This is a genomic window from Salinicoccus cyprini (assembly GCF_007713705.1).
Lineage (GTDB): Bacteria > Bacillota > Bacilli > Staphylococcales > Salinicoccaceae > Salinicoccus > Salinicoccus cyprini.
In genome coordinates, this window is the sequence record NZ_VMSJ01000001.1 from 940,665 (window position 1) to 953,781 (window position 13,117).

Below are 13,117 nucleotides of genomic sequence, written 5' to 3' on the forward strand. Positions count from 1 at the left end.
CATCTGCGCTTCTTTTTTAGTATCTATGCTCCTGCTTGAGTTCGAGCAGCCTTGTTTTGAGCTCTTCTTCCATGTGTACAAGTTCACGCTCGGCAGCCTGCCTTTTCTGTGAACCTTCCTGCTGTATTCTCAATGTTTCCTCGATGGTCGTCACCAGGTTATCCTGGGTTGTCTTCAATGTCTCGATATCAACAATGCCTCTTTCATTCTCCTGGGCAGTCCGGATGGAATTCTGCTTGAGCATCTCGGAGTTTTTGGTCAGCAGATCATTGGTCGTATTTGTGACAGCCTGCTGTGCCTGGGAAGCCGATTCCTGACGAAGCAGGGTGAGGGCGATCGCCATCTGGTTTTTCCACAGCGGTATGCTGGTCAGTATGGAGCTTTGGATCTTTTCGGCCAGTGTCTGGTTGATATTCTGAATCATCCTGATCTGTGGTGCAGACTGGAGTGTAATCTGTCTGGAAAGTTTAAGATCGTGCACTCTTTTTTCCAGACGGTTGATATACTGCATCATATCGTTGACTTCCTGCACATGCATCTGGTTGCTGGATTGTTCAGCCTTGCTTCTCAATTGTGGCAAAGTCTCATTTTCAAGCTCCTGTTTTTTCATTTCAGCAGCAGCAATGTAGATATTGATTGCATCGAAGTAGTCTTTGTTCTGATCGTACAGCTTATCGAGCAGATGCACATCCTTGACAAGCACTTCCTTGGCATGCTCGAGCTGGATGCTGATGCGATCCACTTGTGAAGCGACACTCTGGTGTTTCGAAATCAGTTCATTCACCGATTTTTTAACCCTTCTGAACAGACGGTTGAATATATTCTTCTTCTCCTTGGAAAGTTCATCCGGATCGATTTCCTTCAACTTCTTCATCAGGCTCTCCAATGTATCCCCGATTGGACCTACATCCTTCGACTGTACTTCATTCAGCATCTGATGGGAAAATTTCGAGAGTGCCTGCTGGGCGTTGGCCCCGTATTGTATCAGAGCATCGTTATTCAGAGGTTCTATCTTATCTTTGATTTCTGTAATTCTTTTCAGATCCTCTTCGCTGAACCGCTCCTGATAAGTCGTCAGTGCATCCTGCTGCTGACTCTCGGCCATGGCCACTTCCGGCTCGGGAATCAGTTCATTCTTTTCATCCACGGAAGAAAATGGATCTGACAGAAGCTGTTCTTTCAACTTATTTTCCTCTTTCATCATCTTCACCTCTGTTTTGGTATACGGGTTCTTTCTCTTTTTTACGGAGCTTCACTTTCTGTTCATCCAGCGTGTTGTCGAGTTTCATGGTGGATGTGCTGCGCTTCCTGTTCAGCTTTATGAAGTCCTTTTCAACTTCCAGTGCCTGATAGCTGTTCTTGTTCATGGATGACAGGTTGCTCTGTATCGTCCGTTTCAATTCGAGCAGTGAAATTCTCGTTTCATGCAGTTTGACCTTCTCCTCCTTGGTCTTGCCGGGCATCTTATAGAGGAACAGATACTGCTCAATCGTATTTACTGCAGAATCAAGATTCGAGTGGAAAAACTGCTGGATATTGAAAAACAGTTTAGGATCATTCTCAACTGTCTGATACACAGTCCGGACAAGGCGGTTGATATCATATATCAGACGCGCGTCCTTCAACGTTCTTACATTCTTGTAACTCTGCCTCAGCCGCTTTATTTTCTCTCTTGCTTCCGCCAGCTGGGCTTTGACGTAGCGATATTCACTTTTGGTGATTCCCATCTTCTGCAGCTGGGAATTGAGAGTGATCGACTGGGTAGGGAAGTAGGCCGCAAAAAAACCACCTGCTGCAATCATCGTATCGAACACCAGATGAATATCGAAAGCAATCATTGAGAACATGCCGGCCACGACGGCAACCGGAACGGAAACTAATGATGCAAACCAGTGTGATATATTATTCTTCATATTTGAATTACACCTTCAGTCAGTACTATTTGGTGACAAATCTGCCATTGCCATCTTCAAGAGGGATATTTTCGACGGTATAGTCGTCAACTCTTGAAGCAGGGGAGACACCTTGGATGATTTCCTGTACAAATTGATCGAGATCGGATGTTTCCCCGGTCGCCAGTATTTCCACATGGTCCTTTACGTTTGCTGCGTATCCGGTAATGTTCAGTCTGTCTGCCAAAGCTTTGGTCGAATATCTGAAACCGACGCCCTGGACATGACCAGAAACGCTAATCATTCTAGATTCCATCTGCAACACCTCTTATACATATTATAGGATTTTTAACTTGATAATGCGAATTATACGCGTATATAATACTTATATTATCAAAAGCGAATGGAGTTTTTAAAATGCTTAGTATTGTCATACTCAAAGCGGATTATGAAGGCTGGTGGCTTTTTGAGGGTTGGCAAGATAATATCATCAGACAGTACAGCTACGACTCGGAAAAAGACATGCGCGAGGCGTATGCCGAGGTGAAGCAGCAGATGGGGGAGAAGTTTCATTCTTCCAAAGATGGAAAATACAGACTTACTGCCTACTTCAATGGCTGCGAACTTGAATATTGTGATGACTGTGATGAAGATCTTCAGATATACTATACACCGATGATGATTAAAAATGATGAATTATTTGTATAATATTATTAGAATATTCATAAAAAATTTACAAAACTTACAAAGAATCGTTTGCAAATGCAGTAATTTTGCAGTATAATTGACGTATCAATAAGTATTCTCTATTTAAGCAATTGTATGTACCATACAGTTCTTATCCATGTAGTTTATGCATATTGAATTATCGTCTTTGGAGGATTTAATTAATGAAACAAGGTACAGTAAAATGGTTCAATGCAGAAAAAGGTTTTGGCTTCATCGAAATCGAGGGTGAAAACGACGTATTCGTACACTTCTCCGCGATCAACCAAGAAGGTTACAAATCTCTTGAAGAAGGTCAATCAGTAGAATTCGAAGTAGTTGAAGGCGACCGCGGCCCACAAGCTGCAAACGTTGTTAAACTATAATATAAATCTATTTATGGGTTAAATCGATTTGTATCATAAAAACCTGGGTCTCGGCCCAGGTTTTTTAAGTGCAATTATAAAAGGAGCGCCTTATGGCGCTCCTTTTTTATTTAATATCATTCTGAATCAGCTGTTCGAGGCTCTGCCTTCTGATGATTTCCCTGACATTGTCCCTGCTCGTGAAGATGACAGCCGGTTTCATCATCTGGTTGTAGTTTGATGCCATCGAATAATGGTAGGCACCTGTTGTTTTCACAGCAACGAGATCACCTCGGCGGATATCTTCAGGCAGGGCGGCATTTTTTCGTACAATGTCGCCGGATTCGCACAGCTTGCCGACAACATTGGCATTCATGGACTGATTTTTATTTTCTTTTACAGTCACCACTTCATATTCAGCGCCGTAGAGTGGGGTGCGGATATGATCGCTCATGCCGCCATCGACCGATACATAGCGTGAAACGCCGGGGATATCCTTCACAACGCCGACTTCATACAGCGTAATACCTGCTTCTGCGACGATGGAACGACCAGGTTCTATCATGATGTGTGGGAGGGGGATGTCGTATTCGGCGGATAGTGCCTTCAGCCTGCTGATGATGTTGGCAAAGCCTTTTTCAATCGGATAGCGTGTGTCCACTTCCGTATATCGGACACCGTAGCCTCCGCCCATATTCAGAATCTCTATGTCGATGCCGGACTTGGAAAGCCATTCGAATACCACATCAAGCGCCTTCAGGAACGGGCCTTCCTCATCAATCTGTGACCCAAGGTGGTAATGCACACCTTTGAAATTCAGATTTCGGCTGTTCTTGATTGCTGTAATTGCTTCAAGCGCCGTACCGTTATGAATGGACAGACCGAATTTGCTGTCCTCCTGGCCAGTCTGTATGTATGAATGCGTATTGACGTCAATTCCTGGATTGATGCGCAGCAGAACATCCACAGGCTGATCTGCCAGCTGGTCGAGCAGTGCCACTTCGTCCATGGCATCAACGACAAAAAGACCGATGCCCACATCAAGCGCGTAACTGATTTCCTCTGCTGTCTTGTTGTTGCCGTGGAAATGGATATGGGAAGCCGGAAAGCCTGCCTGGATTGCTGTATACAGCTCGCCTCGGGATACGACATCAAGTTTCATATCTTCTTCCTGCAGCAGTTTGACCATCTGTACAGAGGTGAAGGCTTTAGATGCATAGGAGATGGAGTAGTCGAGTGATTCCTGTTCGAATACACTGTGATATTTGCGGCATTGGCTGCGGATCCCATCTTCGTCATACACAAACAGTGGCGTGCCGTACTGCTCTGCAAGTTGATTCAGAGCATGTCCATTCATATGAAGTTCATTATTGATATATTCGAGTGTCATTTAAAATCACCTTTTTTAGAGAATTATAGTTCAACGCACCCAGCTGCTCGGAGTTTGCCCCGACACCCAAAGCAGTAAATTTGTCGATTCTGAGATCACTGCCATATAGGATGACTTCATCTTCCATAGTCACTTCGTCATCCACTTCCACAATCATATGGCTCATCATCAGTGCCTTTATCGGATAGCGCCTGCCATTGATCAGGCAGTCGAATGCAGCACGTTTTCTTAATATGCCGTCCCCATATCCTATATCCACCACCGCAATCATTGTGTCGCGCTCCGGACAGTAGCTGCCGCCGTAACCGCACTTTTGACTGGCGGAAAGATTCCTCAGCTGGACGATTGACGCTTTCAGCGTCATGCTCTGTACATAGTCTGAAGCAGGCAGGCTGGCATAGGGGCGGGAACCGTATAGTGCGATGCCGAGCCTGAGATGCGTATGTCCTCCGAGCAGGCCATCACGTGCGAAGCTGGCACTGTTCTGCGCATGGATATATTTGAAATGGCGACCCGTAGCCATGACTTCCGAAAGGAGATCGAGCCACATTTTTCTTTCCACTTCGTACTCTTCCATATCCAGCTCATCGGCATAGCCGAAGTGTGTCCATACCCCGGCCATATCGGCTCTGTTATAAGGCGGCAGGGCGCAGTTGTCATTGATCACTTCCACCATTTCAGAGGCATCTTCAAAGCCGGATCGGTTGAAAAGTCCGGCATATTCCAAATGAACGCTGATACCGGTGAGTTCTTCTCTGTATTTATAGTAGTATTCGAGAGAGGGGAGTGTGATATGGAAATCGTTGCTTCTGACCGACTCGAAATCATATGTCGGGTTCATCAGAAAAATCATTGCATCGGGTGCCATTTCCCTGATGGTGCGTGCCTCATCCATCGATGTGGTCGCGAATGAATGGATGCCGGCCTCAAGAAATGCACTGACGGAAAACTCCAGACCATGATTGTATGCATTGTTTTTGACAACCGCGATGACATCCTCGCCGCCGGTGGATGCTTTTGCTGTCTGTATGAATTGTGCTCTGTCAATAATGAGTGTACCGCCCATTCCATTCACTTCCTTTTTATATTTCGTTCATCAGTGCTTCGTAGTAATCGGCTACATCCATGAGTACTTTTTCGTCAAGATCGAATGCTGGTGTATGGAGACTGCTTGTAAACCCTTTTTCTTCATTCCGGCTTCCAAAGAAGACGAAATAGGATGGGGCCAGCCGGCTGTAGAAACTGAAGTCTTCACCAAATAGGTAGGGCTTGTCATTCTCCACTACATCGAGTTCCAATGAGGAGAGTGCCGTTTCGACAGGACGCCTCAGTGTCTGGACATTCATGACCGGCGGGTAGCCTTCGTTGAAGGTGACTTCGACTTCCGATCCGAACAGCTCGGTGGCTGTCCTGGCCAGTGTGGACATTCTTGATTTGATGGTATCCAAGTCGCTCATTTCATATGTCCGTATCGTCCCCTCAAGGTAGCCGCGGCTCGCCACTGTATTGATAGCTTCACCGGCATTCAGGTTGCCGATATGGATGATGTTGCGGTTCAGTCCATTCAAATGGAAATGCTGCAGCTGCGTGAGCTGTGTTGCAATATGCAGCAGGGTTTCTATTGAAGATACACCTTCATGCTTTGCTGCGACATGTGCGGACGCGCCATTGATATGGAAACGGAATTCTGTGGCACTTGCAGTAATCTCATCATCGCGGAGCACTACTTTGCCTTCATCCTCATTCGGCATCATATGAACACCGAATACAGCTTCAATATCCATTTCAGGCTGCCAGGCATCAATCAGCTGGCTGGCACCAGCCGCTGTTTCCTCGGAAGGCTGGAACAGGAATATGACGTTGTGCGCAAGTTTTCCTTCATCAGCAAGCACTTTGCACCGTTTTGCGAAAAGCATGAGCGCAGTTGTGTGGCCATCATGCCCGCATGCATGCATGACGCCGTCGACTGTACTGCGATAGGGTACATCATTCTCCTCATGGATCGGCAGGGCATCGATATCCGCCCTGTACGCGACCGTTCTTCCTGAATTGCCTTTTAGAAAGGCAACGGCCCCTGTTTTTAGAGGCCGTTCAAAAGGAATATCCATCTGTTTGAGAAAATCTATGATGTGTTCAGTCGTTCTGAATTCCTGCATGCTCAGTTCAGGATGCTGATGAAGTATCCGTCTGTGATGCGTGGCGAATTCCAGATCAGTCATTCAATCTCCTCAGTGCAGCAACAATCTCCTTCTTGGAGTTTTCGACGTCCTGCGCCTGTTTGATGACTTTGGCTGGTGTGCCTGCGACGACAGCGCCTGCCGGTACATCTTCCGTGACAATGGCACCTGCAGCAACAATGGCACCTTTGCCGACAGTTATCCCTTCCAGAATGACAGCATTGGCACCAATCAGTACGTCATCTTCAATGACGACAGGGGATGCACTCGGTGGCTCTATGACACCGGCAAGTACTGAACCCGCACCGACATGGACGTTCTTGCCTGTCACTGCACGGCCACCGAGAGATGCGTTCATGTCGATCATGGTTCCTTCCCCGACGACTGCACCGATGTTGATTGTTGCGCCCATCATGACGACGGCGCCGTCTTCGATGACCGCATTTTCACGGATGAATGCGCCCGGCTCGATGCGTGCGTTGGTTTCCGACAGATCCTTCAATGGAATGGCGGAATTTCTCCTGTCCATTTCGATCTCGATGTTTGTGATGATCTCGGCATTTTCTGCTTCGAATGCTTTCCAGTCAGCAAGATCTGCAAAAATCGTCTTTGAAGTTTCACTGCCGAAAACTTTGAGTGTTTCAGGGAACTGGACATTTTCAAAGTTGCCGTTGACGTACACCTTGACAGGTGTCACCTTGTGCGCGTCGCTGATGTATTGAATGATTTCTTCTGCTGTAAAATTTTCCATGAACTTATCTCTCCTCGAATAGATTATTATAGTCGTAGAATCCGTCCGGCCGGTTGACCAGAACTGCTGCTGCTTTCAGTGCACCATTGGCGAAGATCTCCTTAGATTGCGCCTGGTGGCTGATTTCGATGACCTCGTCATCCTTGGCGAAAATGCAATCGTGCGTACCGACGATGGAGCCGCCTCTGATGGCGCTGACACCGATTTCTTCTTTTCTACGTTTCTCATGCATACTGGACCGGTCGTACACCGGATAGCTGCCTTCCCGATGATCGAGGGCAGTATCCAGTAATTTTACCAGAGTCCCACTTGGCGCATCCACTTTTCTGTTGTGATGGCGTTCAACCATCTCAAGGTCGAAGTCCTCCAGCATGGTCAGCGCTTTTTTGAGCAGGCTGTTCATGACATGCACACCGTAGCTCATATTGGCACTGAAAAATACAGGCAGCGATGCACTCTTTTCTTTCAGAACAGCGACAAGTTCTTCTTTTCTGCCTGTCGTTGCAATGACAAGGGGTGTTTTCACTCCACCTTCCAGAAGAGGCAGTATGAGATCCGGATGCGAAAAGTCGATGGCGACATCCGCCCCGGCTGCATCGATTGAATCGAATGCAGGATAGGGGGCAGTTGTATTGTCCCCAGCGATGACTCCGGCAATTTCATATCCCGCTTCTTCAGCCAGTCTTGCTGTAATTCTATTCATTGTGCCGTAGCCGATAAGCAGTATTCTCATACGAACGAGCCCTCCCTGAATCTTCTCAGTGTCTCGACCACTTTATCATGCATTTCCGCTTCAAGTGGCACAAGGGGCAGTCTCAGTTCATATTTGCCGAAACCGAGTGCACTCGTCATCGCTTTTACGGGGATCGGATTGACATCCACCTGTACCGCTTCGATCATCGGCATCAGTCTGCTGAACTGTTCCGCAGCATCACTATTTCCTGCTTTGATGCTGTCATAGACACCCTGCAGTTCACCAGGGATGATGTTGCCGACTACGGAAATCAATCCTTTGCCGCCCAATCGGCAGAAGTCGTGCATATTGTCATCGTTTCCGCTGTATAGGGTGAAATTCTGACCTTTTGTCAGTTCAAGTACTTCCTTTGTATATTCCAGATCGCCTACAGCATCTTTCAATCCGACGATGTTTTCATGACGGCTCAGCTTCTCGACAGTTCCAGGTTCTATCGTCATGCCTGTACGTCCTGGTACGTTATACAGGATAACCGGAAGATCTGTACTTTCTGCTGCCTGTACAAAATGCTCATACAGGCCACGCTGGCTGCTTTTATTATAGTATGGGGTGATCAGCATCAGACCGTCCGCGCCGACCTCGGCAGCATACTGCGAATGTGCAATGGTTGTCCGTGTCGAATTGGTGCCGGTCCCTGCAATGACAGGTACACGGCCTGCGACTGTTTCCACTGCTGTTTTCAGCAGGCTGCGCATCTCTTCGCCATCCAGAGTAGGGGATTCGCCTGTAGTACCATTGATGATCAGCGCCTGTGCGTTGTTTTCAATCAGATATTCAATGTGTGCCCTGAATGCTGCATAATCCACTGCATCGTCTGTAAATGGTGTGGTCATGGCTACACCGATACCTTCAAAAATCAAAATGTCATCCATTCTGAACCCTCTCCGTTTCCATCATCATTTTTAATATCTGTACCGTATTCTGTGCTGCACCTTTCAGCAGGTTGTCTGCTGTGCACCATATATGGAATGTATTCTCAAGCGAATCATCCCTGCGTATGCGGCCGACGGATACTTCCTGTTCCCCTGTGCTTTCAAGTGGTGTCGGATAGACATTGTTCGCCGGATCATCCAGCAGTTTGATGTAGGGGATATCCCTGAATGCTTCCCGTACTTCCTCAACCGTTGCTTCCTGATCCAGAGTGACGTTGATGTGTACACTGTGGCTGTTCGATACCGGTACTCTGACACAGGTTGCTGTCACCCGCAGGTCGGGCTGGTCGAGTATCTTCTTCGTTTCATCCATCATCTTGATTTCTTCTTTCGTATAGCCGTCTGCCATGAAGACATCGATGTGGGGCAGTACATTATCATGGATCGGGTGGGGATAGGTCGTCGGTGCTTCTCCTTTTGCTCCCGCTTCAAGGTCTCTCAGACCGCCTGAACCGGAACCGGATACCGCCTGGTAGGTCGTGTAGTGCACTCTTTTCAGTCCGTATTTTTCTTTCAGCGGCTGGAGGGCAACGACGGACTGTATGGTCGAGCAGTTGGGATTTGCGATGATGCCGCGTTCAAGTTTCGGTGTATTGATTTCCGGCACGATCAGGTCGATATCCTCATGCATCCGCCATTGGCTGGAGTTGTCTATGACGATGGCGCCGTTCTCTTCAAAAATCGGTGCAAACTCCTTGCTTGTTCCGCCGCCGGCACTCATGACGACGTAGTCGAAAGGCTCCTTCGCCGATTCCTCATTCAGTTCCCTGACTGTAAGTGTCCGGCCAAGCACTTCAATTTCCTTACCTGCAGAACGTGGGGAAGAGAAGAGTACAAGCTCATCCGCCTCTATCTCATACTGCTCGAACATCTCGATCATCTTGTTTCCGACAACACCTGTCGCTCCAACTATTGCTACTTTGACCATATCAATTTCCTCCTAGTTTTATAATCCGAATGCACTTGCCAGTACTTCGACTGCCTGCCTGTCATTTTCACTGTCTACGACATAGGAGATACTGATCTCCGAAGTCGTCGTCTGGTAGAACGGAATGCCTGATGTCTGCAGGGCCATGAATGCCTTCGATGCCACGCCTGTCATATCCCGCATGCCGGAACCGATTATGGACACCTTCGAGCGGCCGGTTCTTGCATCGAGCACCATTTCCGGGTGCATATGGCCGACCGCTTCAAATATCTGCTCCAGCCGGTGTGAATCTGTGCCCTTGACTGTAAAGGACAGCTGGAACCCTTCGCTGTTGACAACCTGCGAAATCATATCGATGTTGACATCGTGCTGTTCGAATTTCTCGAAAAGATCGAATATCAACGTCGACTCCCGCTGGGGTTCATAGAGTGTGACATGGATGATATCATCATCAAGTGCAGCTCCGGTGACCGCTTTCTTTTCAAGTACTTGTGTATCCTGCATGATCCATGTTCCTTTCTCTTCGGATAATGTCCGTCCCAGGTAGAGTGGGATGGCATGATTTTTCGCAATTTCTATGCATCTAGTTTCAAGCACTCCCGCACCGAGTGCACTCATCTCCATCATTTCATCATATGTGATCTCGTATATTCTATGAGCCTCGCTGTAGACTCTCGGGTCTGTAGCATATACGCCATCCACATCCGTATAGATTTCACATGGCATACTGCAGCGTGCCGCAATGGCTACTGCAGTCGTGTCGGAGCCGCCCCGGCCGAGTGTTGTGACCTCCAGATCATCGTTGATGCCCTGAAACCCTGCAATGACGATGATATCATGTGTCTTTAGTACCGCTTTCAGCCGATCCTGATCTATATCTGCAATTCTGCTTTTCATATGACCGCCGAATGTCCGTATGCCGGCCTGGTAACCCGTCATGGCCTTTGTCCTGACGCCGAGATCCTCAAGCACAATCGACAGATAGGAGATGGTCTGCTGTTCACCAGTCGTCAGCAGCAGGGCGACGTGGTCCTCTTTCGGAGCGTGGGAGAGGCTGCTTGCATTTCGCAGCAGTTCGTCTGTCGTGCCACCCATTGCACTGACAACCACAATCAGTTTTTCACCGCGGGAGACCCGCAACTGCAGTTCCCCGGCAATATCTCTTATCTTGTCGAAATCACCGACGGATGTTCCACCAAATTTCAATACACTTGTTTCCATACGACCTCCTGAAAGGGGAAGTACTCACTTAAACAAAAAAAACAAGCCCGGAATGCCGGACTTGTTATATTTATACACAAGCGATGCACTCCATTATTTTTTAAAATAATGACAGATCTGTAGCTCTTAACCTCAAGATCCAATAGCAGACCGCTGCAACGGCCAGCTATTTCGGCATCTCACCCTTTTACACACTTAAAGCTCGCAGGCTTTGATAAGTGGCTACTCATGATTGATGCGCCTCATCCAACTGATTATTAAATTTTATAAATGTCATTATACATACATAACGGATGCATGTAAACCACTTTTTTAAAAATAGACAATTGCAACACAATTACGACTTGATGAGTCCTTTATCTTTCAAGTACTCTTCATACGTCGATTCCTTGACCATTGCACCTGTCTTCTCGAGTTCGAGCACCTTGTTTGCAATGGTATTGATGAATTCGAAGTCATGGGATGCAAAGATGATGGATCCTTTGAATTTCTTCAATCCATCGTTGACGGAAGTAATGCTTTCCAGATCCAGGTGGTTGGTCGGCTCATCCAGAATGAGTACATTGGATTTCGACAGCATCATTTTCGACAGCATGGCACGCACTTTCTCTCCACCGGACAGCACATTCGCCTTTTTCTTCGCTTCTTCACCGCTGAAGAGCATGCGGCCGAGGAACCCTCTCAGGAATGTCTCGGTCTGTTCTTCAGGTGGGGCATACTGGCGCAGCCAGTCGACCAGATTGAGGTTGACACCTTCGAAATACTCCGAGTTGTCTTTTGGCAGGAAACTGTGGCTTGTCGTCACGCCCCATTTGACTTCTCCTTCATCCGGTGTGATCTCACCAGCAAGAATGCGCAGCAGGGTAGTGCGGGCAATTTCCGAGTAGCTGATCAGTACTGTCTTGTCATATGGATCCAGTGTGAAATTCACATTATCCAGAACCTTCTGTCCGTCGACCGTGTGGGAAAGGTTCTTGACCTGAAGCAGATCGTTGCCGATTTCGCGCTCAGGCGTGAAGTGGACGAATGGATATTTTCTTGAAGACGGTTTGATATCATCAAGTTCAATCTTCTCAAGGGTCTTCTTACGGCTTGTCGCCTGTTTGGATTTGGATGCATTCGCACTGAAGCGTGCCACGAAATCCTTCAGTTCCTTGATCTTCTCTTCCTTTTTCTTGTTCTGTTCCTGTGCCATCTGCAAGGCGAGCTGGCTGGACTGGTACCAGAAATCATAGTTGCCGACATAGACCTGGATCTTGCCGAAGTCGAGGTCCGCGATATGCGTACAGACGTTGTTCAGGAAGTGCCGGTCGTGGGAGACGACGATGACAGTGTTGTCGAAGTTCATGAGAAACTCTTCGAGCCACTGTATCGCTTCGATATCGAGACCGTTGGTCGGCTCATCGAGCAGCAGGACGTCCGGGTTGCCGAACAGGCTCTGTGCCAGCAGGACTTTCACTTTCTGATTGTTTTCAAGCTCGGACATGTTCCTGTCAATCAGATCTGAACCGATTCCGAGACCATGGAGGAGGCTTTCAGCGTCCGCTTCAGCAGTCCAGCCACCCATCTCACCATATTCGCCTTCCAGTTCGGCAGCACGCATGCCGTCCTCATCGGAGAAGTCCGGTTTCATATATATTTCATTCTTTTCATTCATGATATCCCATAGCTTCGCATGACCCATCATGACAACATCGAGTACGCGCTGATCTTCATATCCGAACTGGTTCTGCTTCAGCACGGCCAGTCTCTCGTCTTTCCCCATGCTCACATGACCTGTCTGTGCTTCCAGTTCTCCTGAAAGTATTTTAAGAAACGTCGATTTGCCGGCACCATTCGCCCCGATCAGACCATAGCAGTTTCCGGGTGTGAACTTTATATTTACATCTTCAAACAGTTTGCGGTCGCCAAACCTCAGACTGATATCTGTAACCTGTAGCATAGGCACTCTCCTTTAGTATATTCTTAAGCGATGATACCACATTTATGGTACCATTGAAAT

14 protein-coding genes and 1 riboswitch are annotated in these 13,117 nt (G+C 47.6%); of the genes, 2 read left to right on the forward strand and 12 right to left on the reverse strand.

Annotation, left to right across the window (positions count from 1 at the left end; translation table 11 throughout):
* Positions 1–16 precede the first annotated feature (16 nt).
* The 3 genes from FO441_RS04720 to FO441_RS04730 are packed head-to-tail and all read right to left on the reverse strand — an operon-like array spanning position 17 to position 2,208.
* Positions 17–1,201 carry a toxic anion resistance protein gene (locus FO441_RS04720; protein ID WP_145286501.1) on the reverse strand — a complete coding sequence of 395 codons (1,185 nt, stop codon included), beginning with the start codon at positions 1,199–1,201 and terminating at the stop codon, positions 17–19.
* Positions 1,185–1,913, reverse strand: a complete 729-nt coding sequence (locus FO441_RS04725; protein WP_145286504.1) for a 5-bromo-4-chloroindolyl phosphate hydrolysis family protein — start codon at positions 1,911–1,913, stop codon at positions 1,185–1,187. The genes FO441_RS04720 and FO441_RS04725 overlap by 17 nt, the downstream gene beginning before the upstream one ends.
* Before the next feature lie 25 nt (positions 1,914–1,938).
* Positions 1,939–2,208: an acylphosphatase gene (locus tag FO441_RS04730; protein ID WP_145286507.1), complete on the reverse strand. Its 270-nt coding sequence runs from the start codon at positions 2,206–2,208 to the stop codon at positions 1,939–1,941.
* Positions 2,209–2,309: 101 nt separating this feature from the next.
* Here FO441_RS04730 and FO441_RS04735 point away from each other — a divergent pair, with 101 nt between their 5' ends.
* Together FO441_RS04735 and cspA are read left to right on the forward strand one after the other, a co-directional pair.
* The gene (locus tag FO441_RS04735; protein ID WP_145286510.1) at positions 2,310–2,600 is read left to right on the forward strand and encodes a DUF1033 family protein; all 291 of its coding nucleotides are present in this window, start codon (positions 2,310–2,312) and stop codon (positions 2,598–2,600) included.
* 182 nt (positions 2,601–2,782) lie between these two features.
* Positions 2,783–2,983, forward strand: coding sequence for a cold shock protein CspA (cspA, locus tag FO441_RS04740; RefSeq protein WP_017548994.1), 201 nt, complete (start codon positions 2,783–2,785; stop codon positions 2,981–2,983).
* Positions 2,984–3,089: 106 nt separating this feature from the next.
* On the opposite strand, the gene lysA is transcribed toward cspA, so the two are convergent.
* From lysA to FO441_RS04785, 9 genes are all read right to left on the reverse strand, one after another.
* Entirely contained in the window at positions 3,090–4,352 is a 1,263-nt protein-coding gene (gene lysA / locus FO441_RS04745; RefSeq protein WP_145286512.1) for a diaminopimelate decarboxylase, read from the reverse strand.
* Positions 4,330–5,418: an alanine racemase gene (locus tag FO441_RS04750; protein ID WP_145286515.1), complete on the reverse strand. Its 1,089-nt coding sequence runs from the start codon at positions 5,416–5,418 to the stop codon at positions 4,330–4,332. Before FO441_RS04750 ends, lysA begins: the two co-directional genes overlap by 23 nt.
* 16 nt (positions 5,419–5,434) lie before the next feature.
* Positions 5,435–6,571, reverse strand: coding sequence for a M20 metallopeptidase family protein (locus tag FO441_RS04755; RefSeq protein WP_145286518.1), 1,137 nt, complete (start codon positions 6,569–6,571; stop codon positions 5,435–5,437).
* Entirely contained in the window at positions 6,564–7,280 is a 717-nt protein-coding gene (gene dapD / locus FO441_RS04760; protein WP_145286521.1) for a 2,3,4,5-tetrahydropyridine-2,6-dicarboxylate N-acetyltransferase, read from the reverse strand. Before dapD ends, FO441_RS04755 begins: the two co-directional genes overlap by 8 nt.
* A gap of 4 nt (positions 7,281–7,284) precedes the next feature.
* Positions 7,285–8,013, reverse strand: coding sequence for a 4-hydroxy-tetrahydrodipicolinate reductase (gene dapB, locus FO441_RS04765; protein ID WP_145286524.1), 729 nt, complete (start codon positions 8,011–8,013; stop codon positions 7,285–7,287).
* Entirely contained in the window at positions 8,010–8,906 is an 897-nt protein-coding gene (gene dapA / locus FO441_RS04770; RefSeq protein ID WP_145286527.1) for a 4-hydroxy-tetrahydrodipicolinate synthase, read from the reverse strand. Before dapA ends, dapB begins: the two co-directional genes overlap by 4 nt.
* Positions 8,899–9,894 (reverse strand): aspartate-semialdehyde dehydrogenase, encoded by a 996-nt coding sequence (locus tag FO441_RS04775; RefSeq protein ID WP_145286530.1) that lies wholly within the window; start codon positions 9,892–9,894, stop codon positions 8,899–8,901. The genes dapA and FO441_RS04775 overlap by 8 nt, the downstream gene beginning before the upstream one ends.
* 18 nt (positions 9,895–9,912) lie before the next feature.
* Positions 9,913–11,115 carry an aspartate kinase gene (locus FO441_RS04780; protein ID WP_145286533.1) on the reverse strand — a complete coding sequence of 401 codons (1,203 nt, stop codon included), beginning with the start codon at positions 11,113–11,115 and terminating at the stop codon, positions 9,913–9,915.
* Positions 11,116–11,190: 75 nt separating this feature from the next.
* A riboswitch (Lysine riboswitch) is annotated at positions 11,191–11,369 on the reverse strand.
* 83 nt (positions 11,370–11,452) lie between these two features.
* The gene (locus FO441_RS04785; protein ID WP_145286536.1) at positions 11,453–13,057 is read right to left on the reverse strand and encodes an ABC-F family ATP-binding cassette domain-containing protein; all 1,605 of its coding nucleotides are present in this window, start codon (positions 13,055–13,057) and stop codon (positions 11,453–11,455) included.
* Between the last annotated feature and the right edge of the window lie 60 nt (positions 13,058–13,117).

Excerpts from the sequence above, each read along its gene's own strand:
- FO441_RS04755 (WP_145286518.1), bottom strand. The coding sequence starts at position 6,571 with ATGACTGATCTGGAATTCGCCACGCATCACAGACGGATACTTCATCAG.
- FO441_RS04785 (WP_145286536.1), bottom strand. The coding sequence starts at position 13,057 with ATGCTACAGGTTACAGATATCAGTCTGAGGTTTGGCGACCGCAAACTG.
- dapB (WP_145286524.1), bottom strand. The coding sequence starts at position 8,013 with ATGAGAATACTGCTTATCGGCTACGGCACAATGAATAGAATTACAGCA.
- lysA (WP_145286512.1), bottom strand. The coding sequence starts at position 4,352 with ATGACACTCGAATATATCAATAATGAACTTCATATGAATGGACATGCT.
- dapA (WP_145286527.1), bottom strand. The coding sequence starts at position 8,906 with ATGGATGACATTTTGATTTTTGAAGGTATCGGTGTAGCCATGACCACA.
- cspA (WP_017548994.1), top strand. The coding sequence starts at position 2,783 with ATGAAACAAGGTACAGTAAAATGGTTCAATGCAGAAAAAGGTTTTGGC.
- FO441_RS04750 (WP_145286515.1), bottom strand. The coding sequence starts at position 5,418 with ATGGGCGGTACACTCATTATTGACAGAGCACAATTCATACAGACAGCA.
- FO441_RS04730 (WP_145286507.1), bottom strand. The coding sequence starts at position 2,208 with ATGGAATCTAGAATGATTAGCGTTTCTGGTCATGTCCAGGGCGTCGGT.
- FO441_RS04735 (WP_145286510.1), top strand. The coding sequence starts at position 2,310 with ATGCTTAGTATTGTCATACTCAAAGCGGATTATGAAGGCTGGTGGCTT.
- FO441_RS04720 (WP_145286501.1), bottom strand. The coding sequence starts at position 1,201 with ATGAAAGAGGAAAATAAGTTGAAAGAACAGCTTCTGTCAGATCCATTT.
- FO441_RS04725 (WP_145286504.1), bottom strand. The coding sequence starts at position 1,913 with ATGAAGAATAATATATCACACTGGTTTGCATCATTAGTTTCCGTTCCG.
- dapD (WP_145286521.1), bottom strand. The coding sequence starts at position 7,280 with ATGGAAAATTTTACAGCAGAAGAAATCATTCAATACATCAGCGACGCG.
- FO441_RS04780 (WP_145286533.1), bottom strand. The coding sequence starts at position 11,115 with ATGGAAACAAGTGTATTGAAATTTGGTGGAACATCCGTCGGTGATTTC.
- FO441_RS04775 (WP_145286530.1), bottom strand. The coding sequence starts at position 9,894 with ATGGTCAAAGTAGCAATAGTTGGAGCGACAGGTGTTGTCGGAAACAAG.